Consider the following 20,573-nt stretch of genomic DNA (forward strand, 5'->3'; position numbering starts at 1 on the left):
GTAACAATGGCTCACGCACCGCAGATCGCCCCTCAAATCAAAATCGCCGCCACCTACATGCGTGGCGGCACCAGCAAAGGCGTGTTCTTCAGCCTGAAAGACTTGCCCGAAGCGGCGCAAGTTCCTGGCCCGGCGCGCGATGCGCTGTTGCTGCGCGTGATCGGCAGCCCCGACCCGTACGACAAGCAAATCGACGGCATGGGCGGCGCGACCTCCAGCACCAGCAAAACCGTGATCCTGTCAAAAAGCCTCAAGGCCGATCACGACGTCGATTACCTGTTCGGTCAGGTGTCGATCGACAAGCCTTTCGTGGACTGGAGCGGCAACTGCGGCAACCTGTCGGCGGCGGTCGGTTCGTTCGCCATCAGCAACGGCCTGGTCGACGCCAGCCGCATTCCGCACAACGGTGTGGCGGTGGTGCGCGTGTGGCAGGCCAACATCGGCAAGACCATCATCGCCCACGTGCCGATCACCAACGGTGAAGTGCAGGAAACCGGCGACTTCGAACTCGACGGCGTGACCTTTCCGGCGGCCGAAGTGCAGGTCGAATTCATGGACCCGGCGGCGGAAGAAGAGGGCGGTGGTGGGTCGATGTTTCCTACCGGGAATCTGGTGGACGACCTCGAAGTGCCCGGCGTAGGGACGTTCAAGGCGACCATGATTAATGCCGGTATTCCGACCATTTTCGTCAATGCCGAAGACATCGGCTACACGGGTACCGAGTTGCAGGGTGCTATCAACGGTGATCCGAAAGCGTTGGCGATGTTCGAAACGATTCGGGCTTATGGTGCGTTGCGTATGGGGCTGATCAAATCGCTGGACGAAGCGGTCAAACGTCAACACACGCCGAAGGTTGCCTTTGTCGCAAAGCCTGCGGATTACGTGGCATCGAGCGGCAAAGCGATTGCTGCGGGTGATGTCGATCTGTTGGTGCGCGCGTTGTCGATGGGCAAGTTGCACCACGCGATGATGGGCACCGCTGCGGTGGCCATCGGCACGGCGGCAGCCATTTCCGGCACCCTGGTAAACCTCGCTGCGGGCGGTGTCGAACGCAGTGCCGTGCGCTTCGGCCATCCATCGGGCACCTTGCGCGTCGGCGCCGAAGCCAGCCAGGTCGACGGCGAGTGGACCGTCAACAAAGCCATCATGAGCCGCAGTGCGCGGGTGTTGATGGAAGGCTTCGTCCGTGTGCCGGGGGGTTCTTTCTGATCCGACACTGAGCCAATGTGGGAGCGGGCTTGCTCGCGAAGACGGACTGACATTCAACATTGTTGTGGCTGATACACCGCCTTCGCGAGCAAGCCCGCTCCCACAGTTGAATGCATTTCAAAAATAAGAAATCAGTAAACCGCTGAGATTGATCCCTGAACCGAGGTCCCATCAACGAACCACTTCAAGAGTGAATCGAGCATGAGCACCAACGTCGACCAGAACAACCGCCCCGACTACGACACGGTCCTGCAGGACATTGCCGATTACGTCCTCAACTTCAAGATCGAGTCCAGGGAAGCCTTGGACACCGCCCGCAACTGCCTGATCGACACACTCGGCTGCGGCCTTCTGGCCCTGCGCTTTCCCGAATGCACCAAACACCTGGGCCCGATCGTCGAAGGCACCGTCGTTCCGTTCGGCGCGCGCGTGCCCGGCACCAGCTACCGTCTCGATCCGGTCAAAGCCGCGTGGGACATTGGCTGTATCGTTCGCTGGCTCGACTACAACGACACTTGGCTTGCTGCCGAATGGGGCCATCCGTCCGATAACCTCGGCGGCATCCTCGCGGTGGCCGATCACCTGTCGCAAAAGCGCCTGGCCAATGGCGACGCGCCGCTGACCGTTCGCGCCGTACTTGAAGCCATGATCATGGCCCACGAGATTCAGGGCGTCATCGCGCTGGAAAACTCCTTCAATCGTGTAGGCCTCGATCACGTCATTCTGGTGAAAGTCGCCTCGACCGCCGTTACCGCCAAACTGATGGGCGCCAATCGCGAGCAGTTGCTGTCCGCGTTGTCCCATGCCTTTGCCGACGGGCAAGCGCTGCGCACCTATCGGCATGCGCCGAATGCCGGTTCACGCAAATCCTGGGCGGCGGGTGATGCGACCAGTCGAGGCGTGCGCCTGGCGGACATCGCGATGCGTGGCGAGATGGGCATTCCCGGCGTACTGACCGCCCGGCAGTGGGGCTTTTACGACGTGTTGTTCAGCCACACCAACAACGACCTGGCGCTCAAGGCCGAAGGCAAGCGTGCCTTCAGTTTTACCCGATCCTATGGCAGCTACGTGATGGAAAACGTGCTGTTCAAAATCAGCTTCCCGGCCGAATTCCACGCGCAAACGGCCTGCGAAGCCGCCGTCACCTTGCACCCGCAGGTCAGAAATCGCCTGCACGACATCGACAGAATCGTCATCACCACCCACGAATCGGCGATCCGCATCATTTCCAAAGTCGGCCCGCTGGCCAATGCGGCGGATCGCGATCACTGCCTCCAGTACATGACGGCGGTGCCGCTGGCCTTCGGCAATCTGGTGGCCGAGCAGTACGAAGACGACTTCCATGCGGCGCATCCGGTCATCGATGTGCTGCGCGAGAAAATGGTCATCGTCGAAGACCCGCACTACACCCGTGAATACCTGGAGGCGGACAAACGCTCCATTGCCAATGCGATACAGGTGTTTTTCAAGGACGGTTCAAGCACCGAAAAGGTGGTGGTTGAATACCCGATCGGTCATCGTCGGCGTCGCGCGGAGGGTATTGCGCTGCTGGAAGACAAGTTCAAGGCGAACCTGGCGACGCGATTCACGGCGCAGCACAGTGCCGAGATTTTTGCGTTGTGCAAGGATCAGGCGCGGCTTGAGGCGACGCCGGTGAATCGGTTTGTGGATTTGTTTGTGATCTGAAGGATCGCGTTATCGTTCTTCGCGAGCAAGCCCGCTCCCACATTAGACCGCGTCACGCAATCTAATGTGGGAGCGGGCTTGCTCGCGAAGGCGTCCGAACAAGGCGCTATAGAACTACTTGAACCGCCGCTCAACCCCTTTCTCCACAAGAATTTTCGCGGAGATTTCTTCCACCGAAAAATGCGTGGAATTGATGTGCGCAATATTCTCGCGGCGGAACAGGTTCTCCACCTCACGCACTTCAAACTCGCACTGCGCGTAGCTCGAATAGCGGCTGTTGGGCTTGCGTTCGTTGCGGATCGCGGTGAGGCGGTCTGGGTCGATGGTCAGCCCGAACAGCTTGTGCTGGTGGGCGCGCAGGGCGTTTGGCAGGGTCAGGCGTTCCATGTCATCTTCGGTCAGCGGGTAGTTGGCCGCACGGATGCCGAACTGCATGGCCATGTACAGGCACGTCGGTGTCTTGCCGCAACGCGACACCCCCACCAGGATCAGATCGGCCTTGTCGTAATAATGCGTGCGCGCGCCGTCGTCGTTGTCGAGGGCGAAGTTCACCGCCTCGATGCGTTCCATGTAATTGGAGTTGTGGCCGATCGAATGGGACTTGCCGACGGTGTAGGAAGAATGCTCGGTCAGTTCCTGTTCAAGCGGTGCCAGGAAGGTCGAGAAAATGTCGATCATGAAACCATTGGACGTTGCGAGGATCTCACGGATGTCCTGATTGACGATGGTGTCGAAGATGATCGGCCGGAAGCCGTCTGTTTCGGCGGCTTTGTTGATTTGTTGTACCATGGCCCGCGCTTTGTCCACGTTGTCGATGTACGGCCGCGTGAATTTGCTGAAGGTAATGTTTTCGAACTGCGCCAGGAGGCTTTGACCCAGGGTTTCGGCTGTAATGCCCGTGCCATCGGAGATAAAGAAAGCAGATCGTTTCATTTGCACCTTGGGCCTTAAGCTAATGTTCATTCTTGGATATGATAGGCGCGATTTGCCGGCCGCCAATGGCCCGCATTCTCACTTATTTTCCAGGTCCAGGCCATACAGTCGGCAAACGCTCCTTTACAGAGCGCCGGCTTCTGAGCTTTTCCAACACAGTTAGTGGAGAGATCACCTTGGTAGAGTACGTAGTTTCCCTCGATAAGCTCGGCGTCCATGATGTGGAGCACGTAGGGGGCAAGAACGCATCCCTGGGCGAGATGATCAGTAACCTTGCAGGTGCCGGTGTATCGGTGCCCGGTGGCTTCGCCACGACAGCTCAGGCTTATCGTGATTTTCTGGAACTGAGCGGCCTGAACGATCAGATCCACGCCGCCCTCGACGCCCTGGACGTCGATGATGTCAACGCCCTGGCCAAGACAGGCGCCCAGATCCGTCAATGGATCATGGAAGCCGAATTCCCCGAGAAGCTCAACGCCGAGATCCGCACTGCGTTCGCCACGCTGTCGGCCGGCAACCCTGACATGGCCGTGGCCGTGCGCTCTTCCGCTACCGCCGAGGACTTGCCGGACGCTTCCTTCGCCGGTCAGCAGGAAACCTTCCTGAACATCCGTGGTGTCGAAAACGTCATTCGCGCCGCCAAAGAGGTGTTCGCTTCGCTGTTCAACGACCGCGCCATTTCCTACCGCGTGCACCAGGGCTTCGACCACAAACTGGTGGCCCTGTCGGCTGGCGTGCAGCGCATGGTCCGCTCCGAAACCGGCACCGCCGGCGTGATGTTCACCCTCGATACCGAATCGGGCTTCCGTGACGTGGTGTTCATCACCGGCGCCTACGGCCTGGGTGAAACCGTCGTACAAGGCGCGGTGAACCCGGACGAATTCTACGTCCACAAACAAACGCTTGAGGCCGGTCGCCCGGCGATCCTGCGCCGTAACCTCGGCAGCAAGGCCATCAAGATGATCTACGGCGAAGTCGCCACGGCCGGCAAGTCGGTCAAGACCATCGACGTCGACAAGGCTGATCGCGCACGTTTCTGCCTCAGCGACGCCGAAGTCAGCGAGCTGGCCAAGCAAGCGATGATCATCGAGAAGCACTACAAGTGCCCGATGGACATCGAATGGGCCAAAGACGGCGACGACGGCAAGCTGTACATCGTTCAGGCCCGTCCTGAAACCGTGAAGAGCCGCACCTCGGCCAACGTCATGGAACGTTACCTGTTGAAAGAAACCGGCACCGTGCTGGTGGAAGGCCGCGCCATCGGCCAGCGCATCGGCGCCGGCAAGGTGCGCATCATCAAAGACGTGTCCGAAATGGACAAAGTCCAGCCGGGCGACGTTCTCGTTTCCGACATGACCGACCCGGACTGGGAACCGGTCATGAAGCGCGCCAGCGCCATCGTCACCAACCGTGGCGGCCGTACCTGCCACGCGGCGATCATCGCTCGCGAACTGGGCATTCCGGCTGTGGTCGGTTGCGGCAACGCCACCCAACTGTTGAAAGACGGCCAGGGTGTGACTGTTTCCTGCGCTGAAGGCGACACCGGTTACATCTTCGAAGGTGAGCTGGGCTTCGACATCAAGAAAAACTCCGTCGACGCCATGCCGGACCTGCCGTTCAAGATCATGATGAACGTCGGTAACCCGGACCGCGCCTTTGACTTCGCGCAACTGCCGAACGCCGGTGTGGGCCTGGCCCGTCTGGAGTTCATCATCAACCGCATGATCGGTGTGCACCCGAAAGCGCTGTTGAACTACGACGGCCTGCCACAGGAAATCAAGGACAGCGTCGACAAGCGCATCGCCGGTTACAACGACCCGGTCGGCTTCTATGTCGAGAAACTGGTCGAAGGCATCAGTACCCTGGCGGCCGCGTTCTACCCGAAAAAGGTCATCGTGCGTCTGTCGGACTTCAAGTCCAACGAATACGCGAACCTGATCGGCGGCAAACTCTACGAGCCGGAAGAAGAAAACCCGATGCTGGGCTTCCGTGGCGCTTCGCGTTACATCAGCGAATCGTTCCGTGACTGCTTCGAACTCGAGTGCCGCGCCCTCAAGCGTGTGCGCAACGAGATGGGCCTGACCAACGTCGAAATCATGGTGCCGTTCGTCCGTACCCTGGGCGAAGCGAGCCAGGTCGTCGACCTGCTGGCTGAAAACGGTCTGGCCCGTGGCGAAAACGGTCTGCGCGTGATCATGATGTGCGAACTGCCGTCCAACGCGATTCTGGCTGAAGAGTTCCTTGAGTTCTTCGACGGCTTCTCCATCGGTTCCAACGACCTGACTCAGCTGACGCTGGGCCTGGACCGTGACTCCGGGATCATCGCTCACCTGTTCGACGAGCGTAATCCGGCGGTCAAAAAGCTGCTGGCGAACGCCATTGCCGCGTGCAACAAGGCCGGCAAGTACATCGGCATTTGCGGTCAGGGCCCTTCGGACCACCCTGATCTGGCCAAGTGGCTGATGGAGCAGGGCATCGAAAGCGTTTCGTTGAACCCCGATTCCGTACTGGAAACCTGGTTCTTCCTGGCGGAAGGTCAAGCTTCGGCGTGATGTTGTAGGAGCAAGCTTGCTCGCGATGGACGTTAACGATGACGCGTTTTCGCTGGATAAACGCGGTGTCTGGACGTTCTTCGCGAGCAAGCTCGCTCCTACAGGGATCGACGTAGCGTCAGTGATGGCCTTTTTAGGATCAAGTAGGGCGGGCATCCAGCCGGATGCCGCCCTTTTTTGTGCAAGAGCATTATGCAAAGCAGCAGCGACCTATTTCCTGTCGCCCTGATCAGCGCCGAGCGGCGCGGCGATCTGAGCGAAGACGTCTATCGTTTGAAGCCCGGCAACGGCCCTGACGGCACCGTCGAACTGGCTGTCACGCGCCTCGGCCTGGCAGATGAACCGGCTGTGCGCGGCGTGCCCGTGATTCTGTTGCACGGCAGTTTTTCCAATCGCCGTTTCTGGTTTTCTCCAAAGGGCCTGGGGCTCGGGGCTTACCTGGCGCGCCTGGGATTCGATGTGTGGATTCCGGAAATGCGCGGCCATGGCCTGTCCCAGCGCAACCAGAACTACCGCAGAAACAGCGTCGCCGACTACGCGCGTTACGATCTGCCGGCCATCGGCGCGTTCGTGCGTGAGCAGAGCGGTCAGGTTCCGCACTGGATCGGCCACTCGCTGGGCGGGATTACCCTCGCGGCGGCGCTGGGTGGCGAGTACATCGGCGAGCCGGTGGTGGCCTCTGCGGCGTTCTTCGGCACGCAAGTCAGCCGCACCTATTGGCCGTTGAAGTTTCCGCCAGTGGAGTGGAGCGGGCGCTTCATTCTCAAGCGTTTCGCCCAGCTGTCCGGTTCACGGCTCAAGCGCGGCCCGGAGGACGAGCCGATTGGCCTGGCCCTGGAAAGCATGCGCTGGTACGGTCTTTTCGGGCGCTTTGGCGATGCCGACAAGGATTGGTGGGCCGGATTGGCCGAAGTCCGGTTGCCGGTGCTGGCGGTGAGTGCGGCGGGCGACCATCAGGATCCCGCGTGGGCCTGTCGCAAGTTGTTTGACCAAGTTGGCTCCGAGCATAAGCAGTTCGTCAACCTCGGTCGCGAGCAGGGCTTCGGCGACAATTTCGGTCACGTGGAAATGCTCGTCAGCAAAGCGGCACAGGCTGAGGTCTGGCCGTTGGTGGCGCGCTGGTTGGCCGATCAGCACACGCCGTTGCTGGGAGACAAGCCGGCTTTGGCGGCGGCAGTCTGAGCCTGATGCTCTATCAAGGGCATTTCTCTCTGATCCGCTTGCGGCTAAGATACGACGCACCAAGCTTTTTCGGTCACTTTGCGACATCCTCGATTGTCTTCCTCTTTACAGGAGTTTCTCGATGAACCATTACCTTACGCCTGACCTGTGCGATGCCTATCCGGAACTGGTGCAGGTGCTGGAACCGATGTTCAGCAATTTCGGCGGCCGTGATTCCTTCGGTGGCGAAATCGTGACCATCAAGTGCTTCGAAGACAACTCGCTGGTCAAGGAGCAGGTCGAGCTCAAGGGGAATGGCAAGGTGCTGGTCGTCGATGGTGGCGGTTCCCTGCGTCGCGCGTTGCTGGGCGACATGCTGGCCGAAAAAGCCGCAAAAAACGGTTGGGAAGGGCTGGTGATCTACGGGTGCATCCGCGACGTCGATGTCATCGCGCAGACCGATCTGGGCGTTCAGGCCCTCGCCAGCCATCCGATGAAGACCGACAAGCGCGGCATCGGCGATCTTAACGTTGCGGTGACCTTTGCCGGTGTGACGTTTCATCCAGGCCACTATGTTTATGCGGACAACAACGGCGTGATCATCTCGCCAAGCCCGCTGAAAATGCCTGAGTAAACGTTGAGCCAAGACTTGGTCTCTAGAACGGGGTGAGGATGTTCGAGGAAGAAAACGCGCAGTGGGGGCTGGTGCATGCCCTGGTGCTGGATGGTAAAGGCGGTGCGCGTTCGATAGCCCGGACTGAACTCGATGACTTGCAGCTGCAGGCGCATGAAAGCCTGTGGCTACACTGGGATCGCAGTCACCCGCAAACCCAGACCTGGCTGCGTAAATCCAGCGGTCTGAGTGAATTCAGCTGTGATCTGTTGCTGGAAGAAAACACCCGTCCGCGTCTCTTACAGCTTTCCGACAGCGAACTGCTGCTATTTTTACGCGGGGTTAATCTGAATCCGGGGGCCGAACCGGAAGATATGGTATCGGTGCGGATCTTCGCCTCGGCACAGCGGGTGATTTCTCTGCGTCTGCGTCCGTTGCGCGCCACCGATGAATTGCTGGTGCAGCTCGCCGAAGGCAAAGGACCGAAAACCGCCTCTGAGCTCATCCTTTATATGGCTCAGTACCTCACCAACAAGGTGCAGGATCTGGTCAGTTGCCTCTCGGAAGTGGTCGATGAGGAAGAAGAAAAGCTGGATGCCGACGAACGGTATTCGCCCGAACATGATTCCATTTTGCAGATCCGTCGCAGGGCGGCTGCGCTGAAACGTTTCCTTGCACCGCAGCGAGATATTTTCGGTCAGCTGACGCGGATAAAACTGCCCTGGTTCGTCGAAGATGACGGCGATTACTGGAACGAATTGAACAACAGCCTGACCCGCTACCTCGAGGAGCTGGAATTGACCCGGGAGCGCGTGGGGCTGGTCCTGGAGGCTGAAGACCGGCGTTTGAGCGTGCGCATGAACCGCACGATGTACCGCTTCGGGATCATCACCGGGATTTTTTTGCCGATGAGCTTCCTGGCCGGTCTTTTGGGGATCAACGTTGGGGGGATTCCATTCTCTGCCAGCCCTTACGGCTTCCTGGTTGCGTGCCTGATGATGGTCTCGGTGGCACTGGGGCAGTGGTGGTTATTCCGACGTTTGCGCTGGGTCTGACGATGAACCATGTGACCCGTGCAAATCTGACCGCGTCTTTCACAGACATCACGAGAGGTGCGTATGCACGATCCGTTTGAACAGTCTTTGCGCGACATGCTGAACGCTTCACCGTCCACCCGTGACGACGATGCATGCCTCGGCCGTGTCTTGAAAACCGCCAATCGCCAGGTCGGCGCCGGCGATCTGTTCAGCCTGCTGGGCCGCTGGTTGCCCGCGCTGATGATCGCCTTGAATAACGGATCGGCCCATATCTCGCCGGTTTCCCGTCACCGTAAACCTACCGTTCGCACTGCTGATAAGGCTGATTGAATATGGAACTTGATCTCTGGACTCAGAGCCTCGTCACTGCAATGACTGCGTTATGGACCAAGGTTGCGAATTTCATTCCGAACCTGTTCGGTGCACTGGTCGTGCTGCTGTTGGGTTTTGTCGTTGCGAAACTTTTGGATACTTTGTTGTCCAAGTTGCTCGCCAAGCTGGGCCTCGATCGCCTGATGGGCGGCACCGGTCTGACAAAACTGCTGTCCCGGGCCGGCCTTCAAGTGCCGATTTCCACGCTGATCGGCAAAATTGTTTATTGGTTCGTTCTGCTGATTTTTCTGGTGTCGGCCGCCGAATCCCTTGGACTTGAGCGAGTTTCAGCTACGCTGGACATGCTTGCACTGTATTTGCCGAAAGTTTTCGGCGCTGCGCTGGTGCTGCTGGTGGGTGTACTGCTGGCGCAATTGGCCAATGGGCTGGTGCGTGGTGCAGCGGAGGGCGTAGGGCTGGATTATGCAGCCGGGCTGGGGCGAATTGCCCAGGGCCTGGTGATCATCATCAGTATTTCGGTCGCGATCAGCCAGTTGGAGGTCAAGACTGACCTGCTGAACCATGTGATCGTGATTGTTTTGATTACCGTTGGTCTGGCTGTTGCGCTGGCCATGGGATTGGGAAGCCGGGAAATTGCCGGACAGATTCTTGCGGGAATCTATGTGCGTGAGTTGTATCAGGTTGGGCAACAAGTGCGTGTTGGCGAGGTCGAAGGTCAGATCGAAGAGATCGGCACGGTTAAAACCACATTGCTGACCGACGAGGGTGAGCTAGTCTCTCTCTCCAATCGGATTCTCCTGGAGCAGCATGTGAGTAGCCGCTAATCCGGCAAACCCTGCTAATGTATGCCGCCGCAAAATGCCCTGAAAGGGCTGCGGCGGACATTGACCTGACTGTCGGCCAGACTTGTTTTGAATAAAGCTCAATCGCTCTCCACGCGCTACGACCCCCGCGAGCTCTCTGATGAGGAGTTGGTCGCGCGCTCGCATACCGAGCTGTTTCACGTAACGCGCGCCTATGAAGAATTGATGCGGCGTTACCAACGAACATTATTTAACGTCTGTGCACGATATCTGGGGAACGATCGCGACGCAGATGATGTCTGTCAGGAAGTGATGTTGAAGGTGTTGTATGGACTGAAGAACTTCGAGGGGAAATCGAAGTTCAAGACATGGCTATATAGCATCACGTACAACGAATGCATCACGCAGTATCGGAAAGAACGGCGAAAGCGTCGCTTGATGGACGCTTTGAGTCTGGACCCCCTCGAGGAAGCGTCTGAAGAGAAGGCGCCGACACCCGAAGAGAAGGGCGGACTTGATCGCTGGCTGGTGTATGTGAACCCGATTGACCGTGAAATTCTGGTGCTACGATTTGTCGCAGAGCTGGAGTTTCAGGAGATCGCAGACATCATGCACATGGGTTTGAGTGCAACAAAAATGCGTTACAAACGTGCTCTAGATAAATTGCGTGAGAAATTTGCAGGCATTGCTGAAACTTAGTTCGGCGCAAATATCTCTTACGTGTAGGCAACTTCTGATAGAATTGCCGCCGAGTTGTCCCCCGGTTTGCGGGACTGCTTCACAATCACCAGATGGGGATTTAACGGATGAAACTGAAAAACACCTTGGGCTTGGCCATTGGTTCTCTTATTGCGGCCACTTCGTTCGGCGCACTGGCACAAGGCCAAGGCGCAGTTGAAATCGAAGGCTTCATGAAGAAAGAGTACTACGACAGCCAGCGCGATTTCAAAAACGACGGCAACCTGTTCGGTGGTTCGGTTGGTTACTTCCTGACCGACGACGTTGAACTGCGTCTGGGCTACGACGAAGTGCACAACGTTCGTGGCGAAGATGGCAAGAACATCAAGGGTTCGGATACCGCTCTTGACGCTCTGTACCACTTCAACAACCCAGGCGACATGGTACGTCCGTACGTATCCGCTGGTTTCTCCGACCAGAGCATCGGCCAGACCGGCCGTGGTGGTCGTAACGGTTCCACCTTCGCCAACGTTGGCGGCGGTGCCAAGCTGTACTTCACAGACAACTTCTACGCTCGTGCCGGCGTTGAAGCTCAGTACAACATCGACCAGGGCGACACCGAGTGGGCTCCTAGCGTCGGTATCGGTGTGAACTTCGGTGGCGGCTCCAAGCCAGCTGCTGCTCCAGTTCCAGCACCGGCTGAAGTCTGCTCCGACAGCGACAACGATGGCGTTTGCGACAACGTTGACAAGTGCCCGGACACCCCGGCCAACGTAACTGTTGACGCTGATGGCTGCCCAGCTGTTGCTGAAGTCGTTCGTGTTGAGCTGGACGTTAAGTTCGATTTCGACAAATCTGTTGTTAAAACCAACAGCTACGGCGACATCAAGAACCTGGCTGACTTCATGAAGCAGTACCCATCCACCACCACTACTGTTGAAGGTCACACTGACTCCGTCGGTCCTGACGCTTACAACCAGAAACTGTCCGAGCGTCGTGCAAACGCCGTTAAGCAAGTTCTGACCAACCAGTACGGTGTTGAATCGTCCCGCGTTCAGTCTGTTGGCTACGGCGAATCCCGCCCGGTTGCTGACAACAAAACTGACGCTGGTCGCGCTGTAAACCGTCGCGTAGAAGCGCAGGTTGAAGCTAACGCTAAGTAATTAGCCGCAGCTCTGAGAAAAGCCCGGCTTAGGCCGGGCTTTTCTTTGTCTGCGATTTGGGTTTCCGCGTCATTTGTAGGAGCGAGCTCGCTCGCGATGGTCGTCAACGATGACGCGTTAAGCCCGGCACCCCGCAGCGATCTCAGGTTCTTCGCGAGCACGCTCGCTCCTACAGTATTTGGCACTCTCTGCCACCGCACCGATCACTAGAATGGCCGGGCTCTTCAGCTCAAAGGCGTAAGCATCTTCCTCCATCGCCATCAGATCACTCCGACATTCCCGCTGATACGGCAGGGAAGCGTTTTCAATCATCGCCACAGGCGTATTCGCCGCCATCCCCCCCGCCAGCAATTGCTCGCGAATTTCACTCAGCTTCGCCACGCCCATGTACACCACCAGCGTCGTGCCACCTTGCGCCAGGGCTTGCCAGTCCAGGCAGCTGCCATCCTGCGTGTGGGCCGTCACCAGCGTCACACCGCGCGCAACGCCCCGCAGCGTCAACGGAATATCGCAGTGCGTCGCCCCGGCAAGCCCGGCGGTGATGCCATTGACCAGCTCGACGTCGACCCCGCGCTCGCGCAACCACTGCGCCTCTTCACCGCCGCGACCAAAAATGCACGGATCGCCGCCCTTGAGCCGCACCACGCATTTGCCATGGCGGGCATAACGCAGCATCAATCGATGAATGAATGCCTGAGGCGTGGAGCGACAGCCGCCGCGCTTGCCTACCGGAATGATCCGCGCTTGAGGGCAATGCTCAAGCACTGCTTCGTTCACCAGATCGTCGATCAACACCACATCGGCTTCGCTCAACGCTCGAACAGCCTTGAGAGTCAGCAATTCCGGGTCGCCAGGACCTGCACCCACCAACCAGACTTTTGCGTTCATAGTGTTTTCCTCACGAGATGACGGCGATCGGCTGCGCAGTGGCGGCCAGCAAACGCTTGATTTCCGGTACGCAGGAACCGCATTGCGTGCCGCAACCCAATTCCTGTTTCAAACCTTGCAAGTCCAGGCCTCGGCGGATGCCGGCACAGACCGCGTTCTGGCTGACGTTCTTGCAGTTACACAGGGTTCGAGTGCCGGCAGCCGGCGCACTGGCGTTACCCGGCGGCGCGCTCAGCGGTGCGAGCAGCCAGCGCCGCAGTTGTTGGTCGACGCGACCTTCGAGCCAGAGGTCCTGCAGCCAGTGCTGGGCGAGGGTTTCGCCGGCGAGACGAATCGCGGTAATCCGACCGTTGTCGATCCGCACCCGTTTGCCGATGGAGCGCCGAGGGTCGTCGTAGGCCAATACCGGACCGTCGTTGAGCCTCAGGCACTGGTCGATATCTCGCAGCAATTGCGGATCTGGCGCGGCGGTGCTGGCAGCGCGTATGAGCAGCGCAGGGCGTTCACGACCAGTCAGGCTGAGGCTGACGTAGGAAAACGCCTCGCAGAGTGGTCGTAGCGTCTCAAAATGCTGTTGGATATCGCCCTCGACCAAGGCGAAAAGGTTCCAGGGCAGGTTTACCGGGTCAAGTCTTACTCCGGTGTGTTTGAGTTCAGGCTGTTTCGACAACGGATCAAACGCCGGTTGGGTGATCGAATTGACACCCCCCTTCAGGAAGCGATCGCCCCAGTGCATGGGCAGGAAGGCCTGACCGGGACGTACACTGTCATCGCTACCGACGGCAACAATAACCGCGCCGCGACGGCTTTTCAGGCTGACCAGCTCGCCCGGTTGCAGTCCATGGCGGTGCAGTTCATCCGGGTGCAGGCTCAACACGGCTTCACTGACATGGCCGAATAACTGCGCGGCAGTGCCGGTGCGGCTCATGCCATGCCATTGATCGCGCAGGCGGCCGGTGATCAAGGTCAGCGGGAATTGCCCATCGCGTTGTTCCATGGCGGCGCGATACGGATCGGCGACGAACCGGGCGCGTCTGGTGGCGGTCGGGAAAATTCCGTCCACGTACAATCGGGCCGTACCTTCACTGGCGCCTGTTGGAAAAGGCCATTGCTGTGGGCCGAGACGATCGATCAGGTCATGACTGATGCCGGACAGGTCCAGGTCACGGCCGCGAGTCAATTGCTTGTACTCATCGAATATCTGCACCGGGGTTTCGAACGCAAACAGACTGGCTTGCCCGGGACGCAGATGTTTTTCCAGGCGCTGTGCGAACTCCACCGTGATCGCCCAGTCGGAGCGTGCTTCTCCGGGGGCGACAATCGCACGGCGGACGTGGGAAATTCGCCGTTCGGAGTTGGTTACCGTGCCGTCCTTTTCGCCCCAACTGGCAGCGGGTAACAGCAGGTCGGCGAACGCGGCGGTTTCGGTGGTGCGAAAGGCTTCCTGCAACACCACGAACGGGCAGGCTTCCAGCGCCGCGCGCACGGCGGTCTGGTCCGGCATTGATTGCGCGGGGTTGGTGCAGGCGATCCACAGGGCTTTGATGGTTCCGCTACGAACTTGCTCAAACAGTTCGATAGCGGTGAGCCCGGTGGTTTCGGGCAACTGGTCCACGCCCCAGTAAGCCGCCACTTCTGCTCGATGCTCAGCATTGGCCGCTTCGCGATGGCCAGGCAGCAAGTTCGACAGACTGCCGGTTTCGCGACCACCCATGGCATTCGGCTGACCGGTCAGGGAGAAAGGTCCTGCACCCGGACGACCGATTTGCCCAGTGGCGAGGTGAAGGTTGATCAGCGCACTGTTTTTCGCGCTGCCGGCGGTGGACTGGTTCAAGCCCATGCACCATAGCGACAGGAAGCTTGGCGAGGTGCCCACCCACTTGGCGCACTGTTGCAGTTGTTCAACGCTGATCCCGCACAACTGCGAAACCATCGGCGGCGTGTAATCGCGCACCAGGTTTTTCAGTTCGGCCAGCCCTTCGGTGTGGGCCTCGATGAAGTCGCGGTCGATCCAGTCTTCCCACAGCAACAGGTACAAAATCCCATGGAACAAAGCGACATCGGTGCCCGGAAGAATCGCCAGATGCAGGTCAGCCAAGTCGCAGGTGTCGGTGCGACGTGGGTCGATGACGATGACTTTCATCTGTGGCCGGCGGGATTTAGCCTCTTCCAGACGACGAAACAGTACCGGGTGGGCGTAGGCCATGTTGCTGCCGACGATCATCACACAGTCGCTCGACTCCAGGTCTTCGTAGCTGCACGGCGGCGCGTCGGCACCCAGGCTGCGTTTGTAGCCAACCACCGCCGAAGACATGCACAACCGCGAATTGCTGTCGATGTTGTTGGTGCCAACCAACGCTCGCGCCAGTTTGTTGAAGCTGTAGTAATCCTCGGTCAGCAGTTGCCCGGAGATGTAAAACGCCACGCTGTCCGGGCCGTGTTCGGCGATGGTTTTGGCGAAGACGCTGGCGGCGTGATCGAGGGCCGTGTCCCAATCGGTGCGGCTTCGGGCCAGGCCTTTGCCGAAGCGCAGTTCCGGGTACAACGCTCGGGCCGCGAGGTCGCCGGTCAGGTGCAGGGTCGAACCCTTGCTGCACAGTTTGCCGAAGTTGGCCGGGTGGGCCGGATCGCCGCTGACGCCGAGGATGCGCTCGCCGTCGTGCTCGATCAGCACGCCGCAGCCGACCCCGCAATAGCAGCAGGTGGAGGCGGTGATCTGGCGGTTCATCAGCTGGCTTCCTTCAGGGTTTCACCAAACATCAGGTGATCGCGGCGCTCACCGATGGCGTGGTTCTCACGAATCTGTCGGAAATACCAACCGCCATCTGCCGTATCGCCGTACAGACAGGCGCCTACCAGCACGTCATCTTTAATCACCAGTTTTTTGTAGATCCCGCTGATGGGGTCGGAGAGGGTGATGGTTTCGGTGCCTTCGCCGCCCATGAAGTCGCCGGCGGAAAACAGGTCGATGCCGGTGACTTTCAGTTTGGTCGAGGTCACCGAACCCTTGTAGGTGGCGAACCCCAGCCGGGCGAGATGGTTGGCGCAGACCCTGGCCTGCTCGAACAGCGGCGCGACCAGGCCATAGGCGATGCCACGGTGGCTGGCGCATTCGCCGATGGCATAAACCCGTGGATCGTAGGTTTGCATCGTGTCGCTGACCAGAATCCCGCGGTTGCAGGGGAGGCCGGACTTTTCCGCGAGTTCGGTCGCGGGGCGAATGCCGGCGGCCATCACCACCAGGTCGGCGGGAATGATCTCGCTATTCTGGAACTCAATCGAGCCTACCCGGCCATTGCCGGCATCGTGCAGGGCCCGTGTTTGCTCGCAAAGGCGAAAGTGCAGGCCACGCGACTCAAGCGCGGTTTGCAGCAACCGGCCGCTGATGTTGTCCAGTTGTCGCTCCAGCAACCACTCACTGTTGTGCACCACGGTGACGTGCATGCCGCGCAGCATCAGGCCGTTGGCCGCTTCCAGGCCCAGCAGGCCGCCGCCGATGACGACGGCATGCTTGTGGGTTTTTGCGGTGTTGATCATCAACCGGGTGTCGGCGATGTCGCGGTAGCCGATCACGCCGTGCAAGGTGTTGCCGGGGATCGGCAGGATAAACGGGGTCGAACCGGTGGCGATCAGCAGGCGGTCGTACTCGGCTTCGGTGCCGTCGTCGGCGATGACCCGGCGTTTGACCCGGTCGATCTCCACCACTTTGCGGTTGAGCAGCAACTTGATGTTGTTGTCCAGGTACCAGTCCAGGTCGTTGAGCACGATCTCTTCAAAAGTTTGCTCGCCGGCCAGTACGGGCGACAGCAGAATGCGGTTGTAGTTGGTATGCGGTTCGGCGCCGAAGACGGTGATGTCGTACAGCTCGTTGCTCAGCTTGAGCAACTCTTCCAGGGTTCGAACCCCGGCCATGCCATTGCCGATCATCACCAGTTTGAGTTTTTTCATCAGGTTCTCCGGAGCGCTCGGTCTCGCCTTGTCAGGGCGTTTCAGGCGTGCTCAGCACATTTCGCGCAAACAAAAAAAGGCGTCCCGCTAGTTGCCTAGCGAGGACGCCTTTGTCCTGGTCCCGTTATGTCGGGAAGCGCATCCTTCGTCGTTGAAGGCTGGGCTTTATGTAAGTTGAGAGAGGTAATGCAGTGGTTGTGCCAAGTTGTTCGGCGCCCGGTTTTATGGGCTCTGAGCACTTTATCTACCGTTGCGGTTGCACCGAATCGAAGCGTGCTGCCCGCTAATGGGGCGGGCTGCCGATGGATTTGCAGTGACCGTCAGTCCGCCTTCGTCGGAACGCCGCCCGGAGCAAGCCTGCTCCCACATTTGGAATGCGTTCCCCTGTGGGAGCGGGCTTGCTCGCGAACGACGCGACCCGGTTCAGCCATGAAACACCAAAACCAGCAGCACCAGATTCACCAGCAACGCCCCCAGCGCCAACGTCCGCCAGACCTTCACTGGCTCGCGCTCCAGCAACGGTCTTGGCCGCACGCTCAAACTGCGGCGCTCGCCCTGTTCCAGCACCAGCAACCATTCTTCCGCCGTTTCATATCGCTCATCCGGATTCGCCGCCACCGCGCGCTCCAGACTTTGCGCGATCCATTCAGGCAGGTCGGGCCGGTAGCGACTGGCACTGACCGGTGCACCAAATCGCGGCCGCTGGAACGCTTCGATTTCGCCGTAGGGAAAGTGCCCGGTGAGCAAGAAATACAAGGTCACGCCGACTGCATACAAATCCTGTTGCGCGGACGGCGGGTCACCGCGAAAGGCTTCCGGCGCGATATAGCTGGGCGTTCCGGGCAGGGCCGAGGCCTGATCTTCAGACAGGCCACGGCAGTAGGCGAGGCCGAAGTCCAGCAGGCGCAGCTCGCCGTCGTTCCCCAGCAGCAGATTCTCCGGTTTGATGTCGCGATGGAAAATCTGCCGTCGATGCAACATGCCGACCGCCCGCAGCAAACGTTCTGCCAGATCCAGCCATTGGGCCAGCGGCAGCGTTGTGGTTCGCTCAGCCACTTGCGCCAGGGTAGAACCGGAATATTCACGCATCACGTAGTACAAATGCTGACGCTGATGGGCGGCATGGACTTCAGGAAAATGCCGACCGGCCACACGCTTGAGAAACCATTCTTCCGACAGTAACGCCTGCCCGGCCAGGTGATCGTCGCGCAGTGCAACGGGCAAGGTTTTCAGCAACCAGGGTTGTTGCTGAGCGTCGAGCACCCGATAAAGCAGGGACTGTTGGCTCTGCCCGAGTATCGTTTCTACCTGCCAGCCCTCAAAGGACTGGCCCGGTTTCAGCGTTGGCGGCAGTGGCCATTGCTGCAGATGAATCAGCGCGTCGCCGATGCAGGTTTCACCGAGGGCATCGACCCGCACCAGCAAAGCGCTGGCATTGTCCTGACTGCCCGCCAGATGCGCCGCACTCACCAGCGTTTGCGCCGCGCTGTGCAGATCCGGTTGATCGCGCAGGATCGCCGCAATGGCGGTGTCACCCAGCACGGCCCAGATGCCATCGCTGAGCAGCACGAAACTCTCATCGAGGCGCAACTCGCCATCTAGAAAATCCAGCACCAGATGTTGATCGAGGCCCAGCGCCCGTTTGAGCACATGCTGCATGCCCGGCTGGTGCCAGACGTGGTCTTCGCTGATCCGCTGCAATTGATCGGCGTGCCAGCGATAAACCCTGCAGTCACCGACATGCGCCAGGGTAAATCGCCTGCCGCGAATGACTAAAGCACTGACAGTGGTGAGCAGCGGTTGCCCACCGCCATTGGCCTGCAACCAGCGATTCTGTGCCAGCAGCAGACGATCCAGTGCCTGGGCGACGCCCCAGGTTTCCGGGGTGGCGTAATAGTCCAGCGCCAGCGCCTGCAAGGTCGAACGGGCGGCGAGCCCGCCATCGGCGCACTGACTGACGCCGTCGGCGATGGCGAACAGGTAACCCTTGCTCGCCGCCAGCGCCGGCGCGGGGGTGACCAGGCGCAGGGCGTCCTGATTCTCCTCGCGCGGACCCATGGCGCTGGCTTCGGCAAAACTCAGTTGCAGGCTCATTCAGCCCTCACACGCGCGCCGCGGTGACGGCTGCCGAGCCCCAGGTTGTTCTCCAGCGACGTTTCACGCCGTGCAGACCGAACCAGGCGAGGACGCCGAGGCTGGCGAACAACCACAAGGCCAGTTGATAGCTGCCGGTACTTTGCTTGATCGCGCCCATGCCTGCCGCGAGGGCGAAACCGCCGATGCCACCGGCCATGCCGATCAGACCGGTCATTACACCGATCTCCCGACGAAAACGCTGTGGCACCAGTTGGAAAACCGCGCCGTTACCCGCACCCAAACCGAGCATCGTGCAGACGAAAAGTGCCAGTGCCGCGTAGGAGCTTGGCAGGTTGAAACCCACCGCCGCGATGCAGAGCGCAGCCACCGTGTACATCGCCAGCAAGGTGCGAATCCCGCCGAAACGGTCAGCCAATGCACCGCCCAATGGGCGCATCAGACTGCCACCAAAGACGCAGGCTGCCGTATAGTAGCCGGCGGTCACCGGGCTCAGGCCATATTGGTCGTTGAAGTAACCGGGCAGGGCGCTGGCCAGGCCGATGAAGCCGCCGAAGGTCACGCTGTAGAAAAACATGAACCACCAGCTGTCGCGGTCGCCCAAGGCTTTGAAGTAGTCGGACATCGACTTGGCTTTCGGCCGCTCAGGCGCATTTTTGGCCAGCCAGGCAAAGACAATGAGGGTCAGGATCAGCGGGATGACGGCGAAGCCGAACACGTTGCTCCAGCCAAACGCGGCGGCCAGCACCGGAGCGATCAGGGCCGCGAGCACGGTGCCCGAGTTACCGGCACCGGCAATGCCCATGGCTTTGCCCTGATGTTGTGGCGGATACCACTGCGACGCCAGCGGCAGGGCCACGGCGAAGGACGCACCGGCCATGCCGAGGAACAGGCCCAGCAGCAGCGCTTGTTCATAACTGTGAATGCCGAGTTTCCAGGCGCCGAACAGGGCGCAGATGACGATCACCTGGCCGATCAGCCCGGCGGTTTTCGGCGACAGGCGATCCGCCAGCATGCCCATGATGAAGCGCAACACGGCGCCGGCCAGAATCGGCGTGGCGACCATCATCCCGCGTTGTTGGGTGGTCAGGTGCAGGTCGGCGGCAATCTGCACCGCCATCGGGCCGAGCAGGTACCAGACCATGAAACTCAGGTCGAAATAGAGGAAGGCCGCGAACAGTGTCGGGGTATGGCCGGATTTCCAGAAGCTTGAATTCATCGCGCACCTCAGCTGTGAGTTGTCTCTAGAAGGAGTCATGAGCTTGCAGGTGGGGCGCCGCAACGGCCGCACCACCGGCCCCGGGCTGTGGGGCCAAAACAAAAAAACGCCGCCACCCGATTCGCCTTGGGCAAATGAGGTGAGCGACGTCTTTGTCGTAGGTGGGGCAACCGCCGTTGGTTACCTGTGGTGAATGCTTAGCGAGATTTGTGCCAACAATTTGGGACCGAGTTGCGGTCCTTCGCGAGCAAGCCCG

15 protein-coding genes and 1 pseudogene are annotated in these 20,573 nt (G+C 59.7%); 10 read left to right on the forward strand and 6 right to left on the reverse strand.

Features of this window, described 5'->3' with window-relative positions; genetic code table 11:
- The first annotated feature begins 6 nt into the window (after positions 1-6).
- Both prpF and prpD read left to right on the forward strand, forming a co-directional pair.
- The gene (gene prpF / locus ACA073_RS08825; RefSeq protein ID WP_497402939.1) at positions 7-1,209 is read left to right on the forward strand and encodes a 2-methylaconitate cis-trans isomerase PrpF; all 1,203 of its coding nucleotides are present in this window, start codon (positions 7-9) and stop codon (positions 1,207-1,209) included.
- 201 nt (positions 1,210-1,410) lie between these two features.
- Positions 1,411-2,895, forward strand: coding sequence for a 2-methylcitrate dehydratase (prpD, locus tag ACA073_RS08830; protein ID WP_497402940.1), 1,485 nt, complete (start codon positions 1,411-1,413; stop codon positions 2,893-2,895).
- A 114-nt stretch (positions 2,896-3,009) separates the two neighbouring features.
- On the opposite strand, the gene ppsR is transcribed toward prpD, so the two are convergent.
- Positions 3,010-3,828 (reverse strand): posphoenolpyruvate synthetase regulatory kinase/phosphorylase PpsR, encoded by an 819-nt coding sequence (gene ppsR, locus ACA073_RS08835; RefSeq protein WP_461951120.1) that lies wholly within the window; start codon positions 3,826-3,828, stop codon positions 3,010-3,012.
- A gap of 176 nt (positions 3,829-4,004) precedes the next feature.
- Here ppsR and ppsA point away from each other — a divergent pair, with 176 nt between their 5' ends.
- From ppsA to ACA073_RS08875, 8 genes are all read left to right on the forward strand, one after another.
- A complete protein-coding gene (gene ppsA / locus ACA073_RS08840) occupies positions 4,005-6,380 on the forward strand; it encodes a phosphoenolpyruvate synthase (RefSeq protein WP_497402941.1) in 2,376 nt (791 codons plus the stop codon).
- Between the two features lie 192 nt (positions 6,381-6,572).
- Entirely contained in the window at positions 6,573-7,562 is a 990-nt protein-coding gene (locus tag ACA073_RS08845; RefSeq protein WP_497402942.1) for an alpha/beta fold hydrolase, read from the forward strand.
- Between the two features lie 121 nt (positions 7,563-7,683).
- Positions 7,684-8,175: a ribonuclease E activity regulator RraA gene (rraA, locus tag ACA073_RS08850; RefSeq protein WP_093217480.1), complete on the forward strand. Its 492-nt coding sequence runs from the start codon at positions 7,684-7,686 to the stop codon at positions 8,173-8,175.
- A 38-nt stretch (positions 8,176-8,213) separates the two neighbouring features.
- Positions 8,214-9,209, forward strand: coding sequence for a divalent cation transporter CmaX (cmaX, locus tag ACA073_RS08855; RefSeq protein WP_497402943.1), 996 nt, complete (start codon positions 8,214-8,216; stop codon positions 9,207-9,209).
- 63 nt (positions 9,210-9,272) lie between these two features.
- Complete coding sequence (locus tag ACA073_RS08860) at positions 9,273-9,521, forward strand: hypothetical protein (protein ID WP_046027052.1); 249 nt, start codon at positions 9,273-9,275, stop codon at positions 9,519-9,521.
- Between the two features lie 2 nt (positions 9,522-9,523).
- Positions 9,524-10,348: a mechanosensitive ion channel family protein gene (locus ACA073_RS08865; protein WP_008027407.1), complete on the forward strand. Its 825-nt coding sequence runs from the start codon at positions 9,524-9,526 to the stop codon at positions 10,346-10,348.
- Positions 10,349-10,435: 87 nt separating this feature from the next.
- Positions 10,436-11,026, forward strand: coding sequence for an RNA polymerase sigma factor SigX (sigX, locus tag ACA073_RS08870; protein WP_461951115.1), 591 nt, complete (start codon positions 10,436-10,438; stop codon positions 11,024-11,026).
- Positions 11,027-11,133: 107 nt separating this feature from the next.
- The gene (locus tag ACA073_RS08875) at positions 11,134-12,168 is read left to right on the forward strand and encodes an OmpA family protein (protein WP_497402944.1); all 1,035 of its coding nucleotides are present in this window, start codon (positions 11,134-11,136) and stop codon (positions 12,166-12,168) included.
- Positions 12,169-12,285: 117 nt separating this feature from the next.
- On the opposite strand, the gene cobA is transcribed toward ACA073_RS08875, so the two are convergent.
- The 5 genes and pseudogenes from cobA to ACA073_RS08900 all read right to left on the reverse strand — a co-directional run bounded on the left by cobA (position 12,286) and on the right by ACA073_RS08900 (position 20,317).
- Positions 12,286-13,056, reverse strand: a complete 771-nt coding sequence (gene cobA, locus ACA073_RS08880; RefSeq protein ID WP_497402945.1) for a uroporphyrinogen-III C-methyltransferase — start codon at positions 13,054-13,056, stop codon at positions 12,286-12,288.
- A gap of 10 nt (positions 13,057-13,066) precedes the next feature.
- Complete coding sequence (locus ACA073_RS08885) at positions 13,067-15,784, reverse strand: nitrate reductase (protein WP_497402946.1); 2,718 nt, start codon at positions 15,782-15,784, stop codon at positions 13,067-13,069.
- A gap of 20 nt (positions 15,785-15,804) precedes the next feature.
- Positions 15,805-17,004 (reverse strand): annotated as a pseudogene (locus tag ACA073_RS08890) (NAD(P)/FAD-dependent oxidoreductase); the annotation flags it as partial.
- A gap of 423 nt (positions 17,005-17,427) precedes the next feature.
- Positions 17,428-19,098 carry a bifunctional protein-serine/threonine kinase/phosphatase gene (locus tag ACA073_RS08895; protein WP_497402947.1) on the reverse strand — a complete coding sequence of 557 codons (1,671 nt, stop codon included), beginning with the start codon at positions 19,096-19,098 and terminating at the stop codon, positions 17,428-17,430.
- Between the two features lie 7 nt (positions 19,099-19,105).
- The gene (locus tag ACA073_RS08900; protein WP_497402948.1) at positions 19,106-20,317 is read right to left on the reverse strand and encodes a nitrate/nitrite transporter; all 1,212 of its coding nucleotides are present in this window, start codon (positions 20,315-20,317) and stop codon (positions 19,106-19,108) included.
- Positions 20,318-20,573 lie beyond the last annotated feature (256 nt).

This window comes from Pseudomonas sp. LBUM1670, from assembly GCF_059695695.1.

Coding starts and splice junctions, on each gene's coding strand:
- ACA073_RS08875 (WP_497402944.1), top strand. CDS start 11,134: ATGAAACTGAAAAACACCTTGGGCTTGGCCATTGGTTCTCTTATTGCG.
- ppsR (WP_461951120.1), bottom strand. CDS start 3,828: ATGAAACGATCTGCTTTCTTTATCTCCGATGGCACGGGCATTACAGCC.
- ACA073_RS08885 (WP_497402946.1), bottom strand. CDS start 15,784: ATGAACCGCCAGATCACCGCCTCCACCTGCTGCTATTGCGGGGTCGGC.
- cobA (WP_497402945.1), bottom strand. CDS start 13,056: ATGAACGCAAAAGTCTGGTTGGTGGGTGCAGGTCCTGGCGACCCGGAA.
- ACA073_RS08895 (WP_497402947.1), bottom strand. CDS start 19,098: ATGAGCCTGCAACTGAGTTTTGCCGAAGCCAGCGCCATGGGTCCGCGC.
- prpF (WP_497402939.1), top strand. CDS start 7: ATGGCTCACGCACCGCAGATCGCCCCTCAAATCAAAATCGCCGCCACC.
- ACA073_RS08900 (WP_497402948.1), bottom strand. CDS start 20,317: ATGAATTCAAGCTTCTGGAAATCCGGCCATACCCCGACACTGTTCGCG.
- cmaX (WP_497402943.1), top strand. CDS start 8,214: ATGTTCGAGGAAGAAAACGCGCAGTGGGGGCTGGTGCATGCCCTGGTG.
- prpD (WP_497402940.1), top strand. CDS start 1,411: ATGAGCACCAACGTCGACCAGAACAACCGCCCCGACTACGACACGGTC.
- ACA073_RS08865 (WP_008027407.1), top strand. CDS start 9,524: ATGGAACTTGATCTCTGGACTCAGAGCCTCGTCACTGCAATGACTGCG.
- ACA073_RS08860 (WP_046027052.1), top strand. CDS start 9,273: ATGCACGATCCGTTTGAACAGTCTTTGCGCGACATGCTGAACGCTTCA.
- ACA073_RS08845 (WP_497402942.1), top strand. CDS start 6,573: ATGCAAAGCAGCAGCGACCTATTTCCTGTCGCCCTGATCAGCGCCGAG.
- rraA (WP_093217480.1), top strand. CDS start 7,684: ATGAACCATTACCTTACGCCTGACCTGTGCGATGCCTATCCGGAACTG.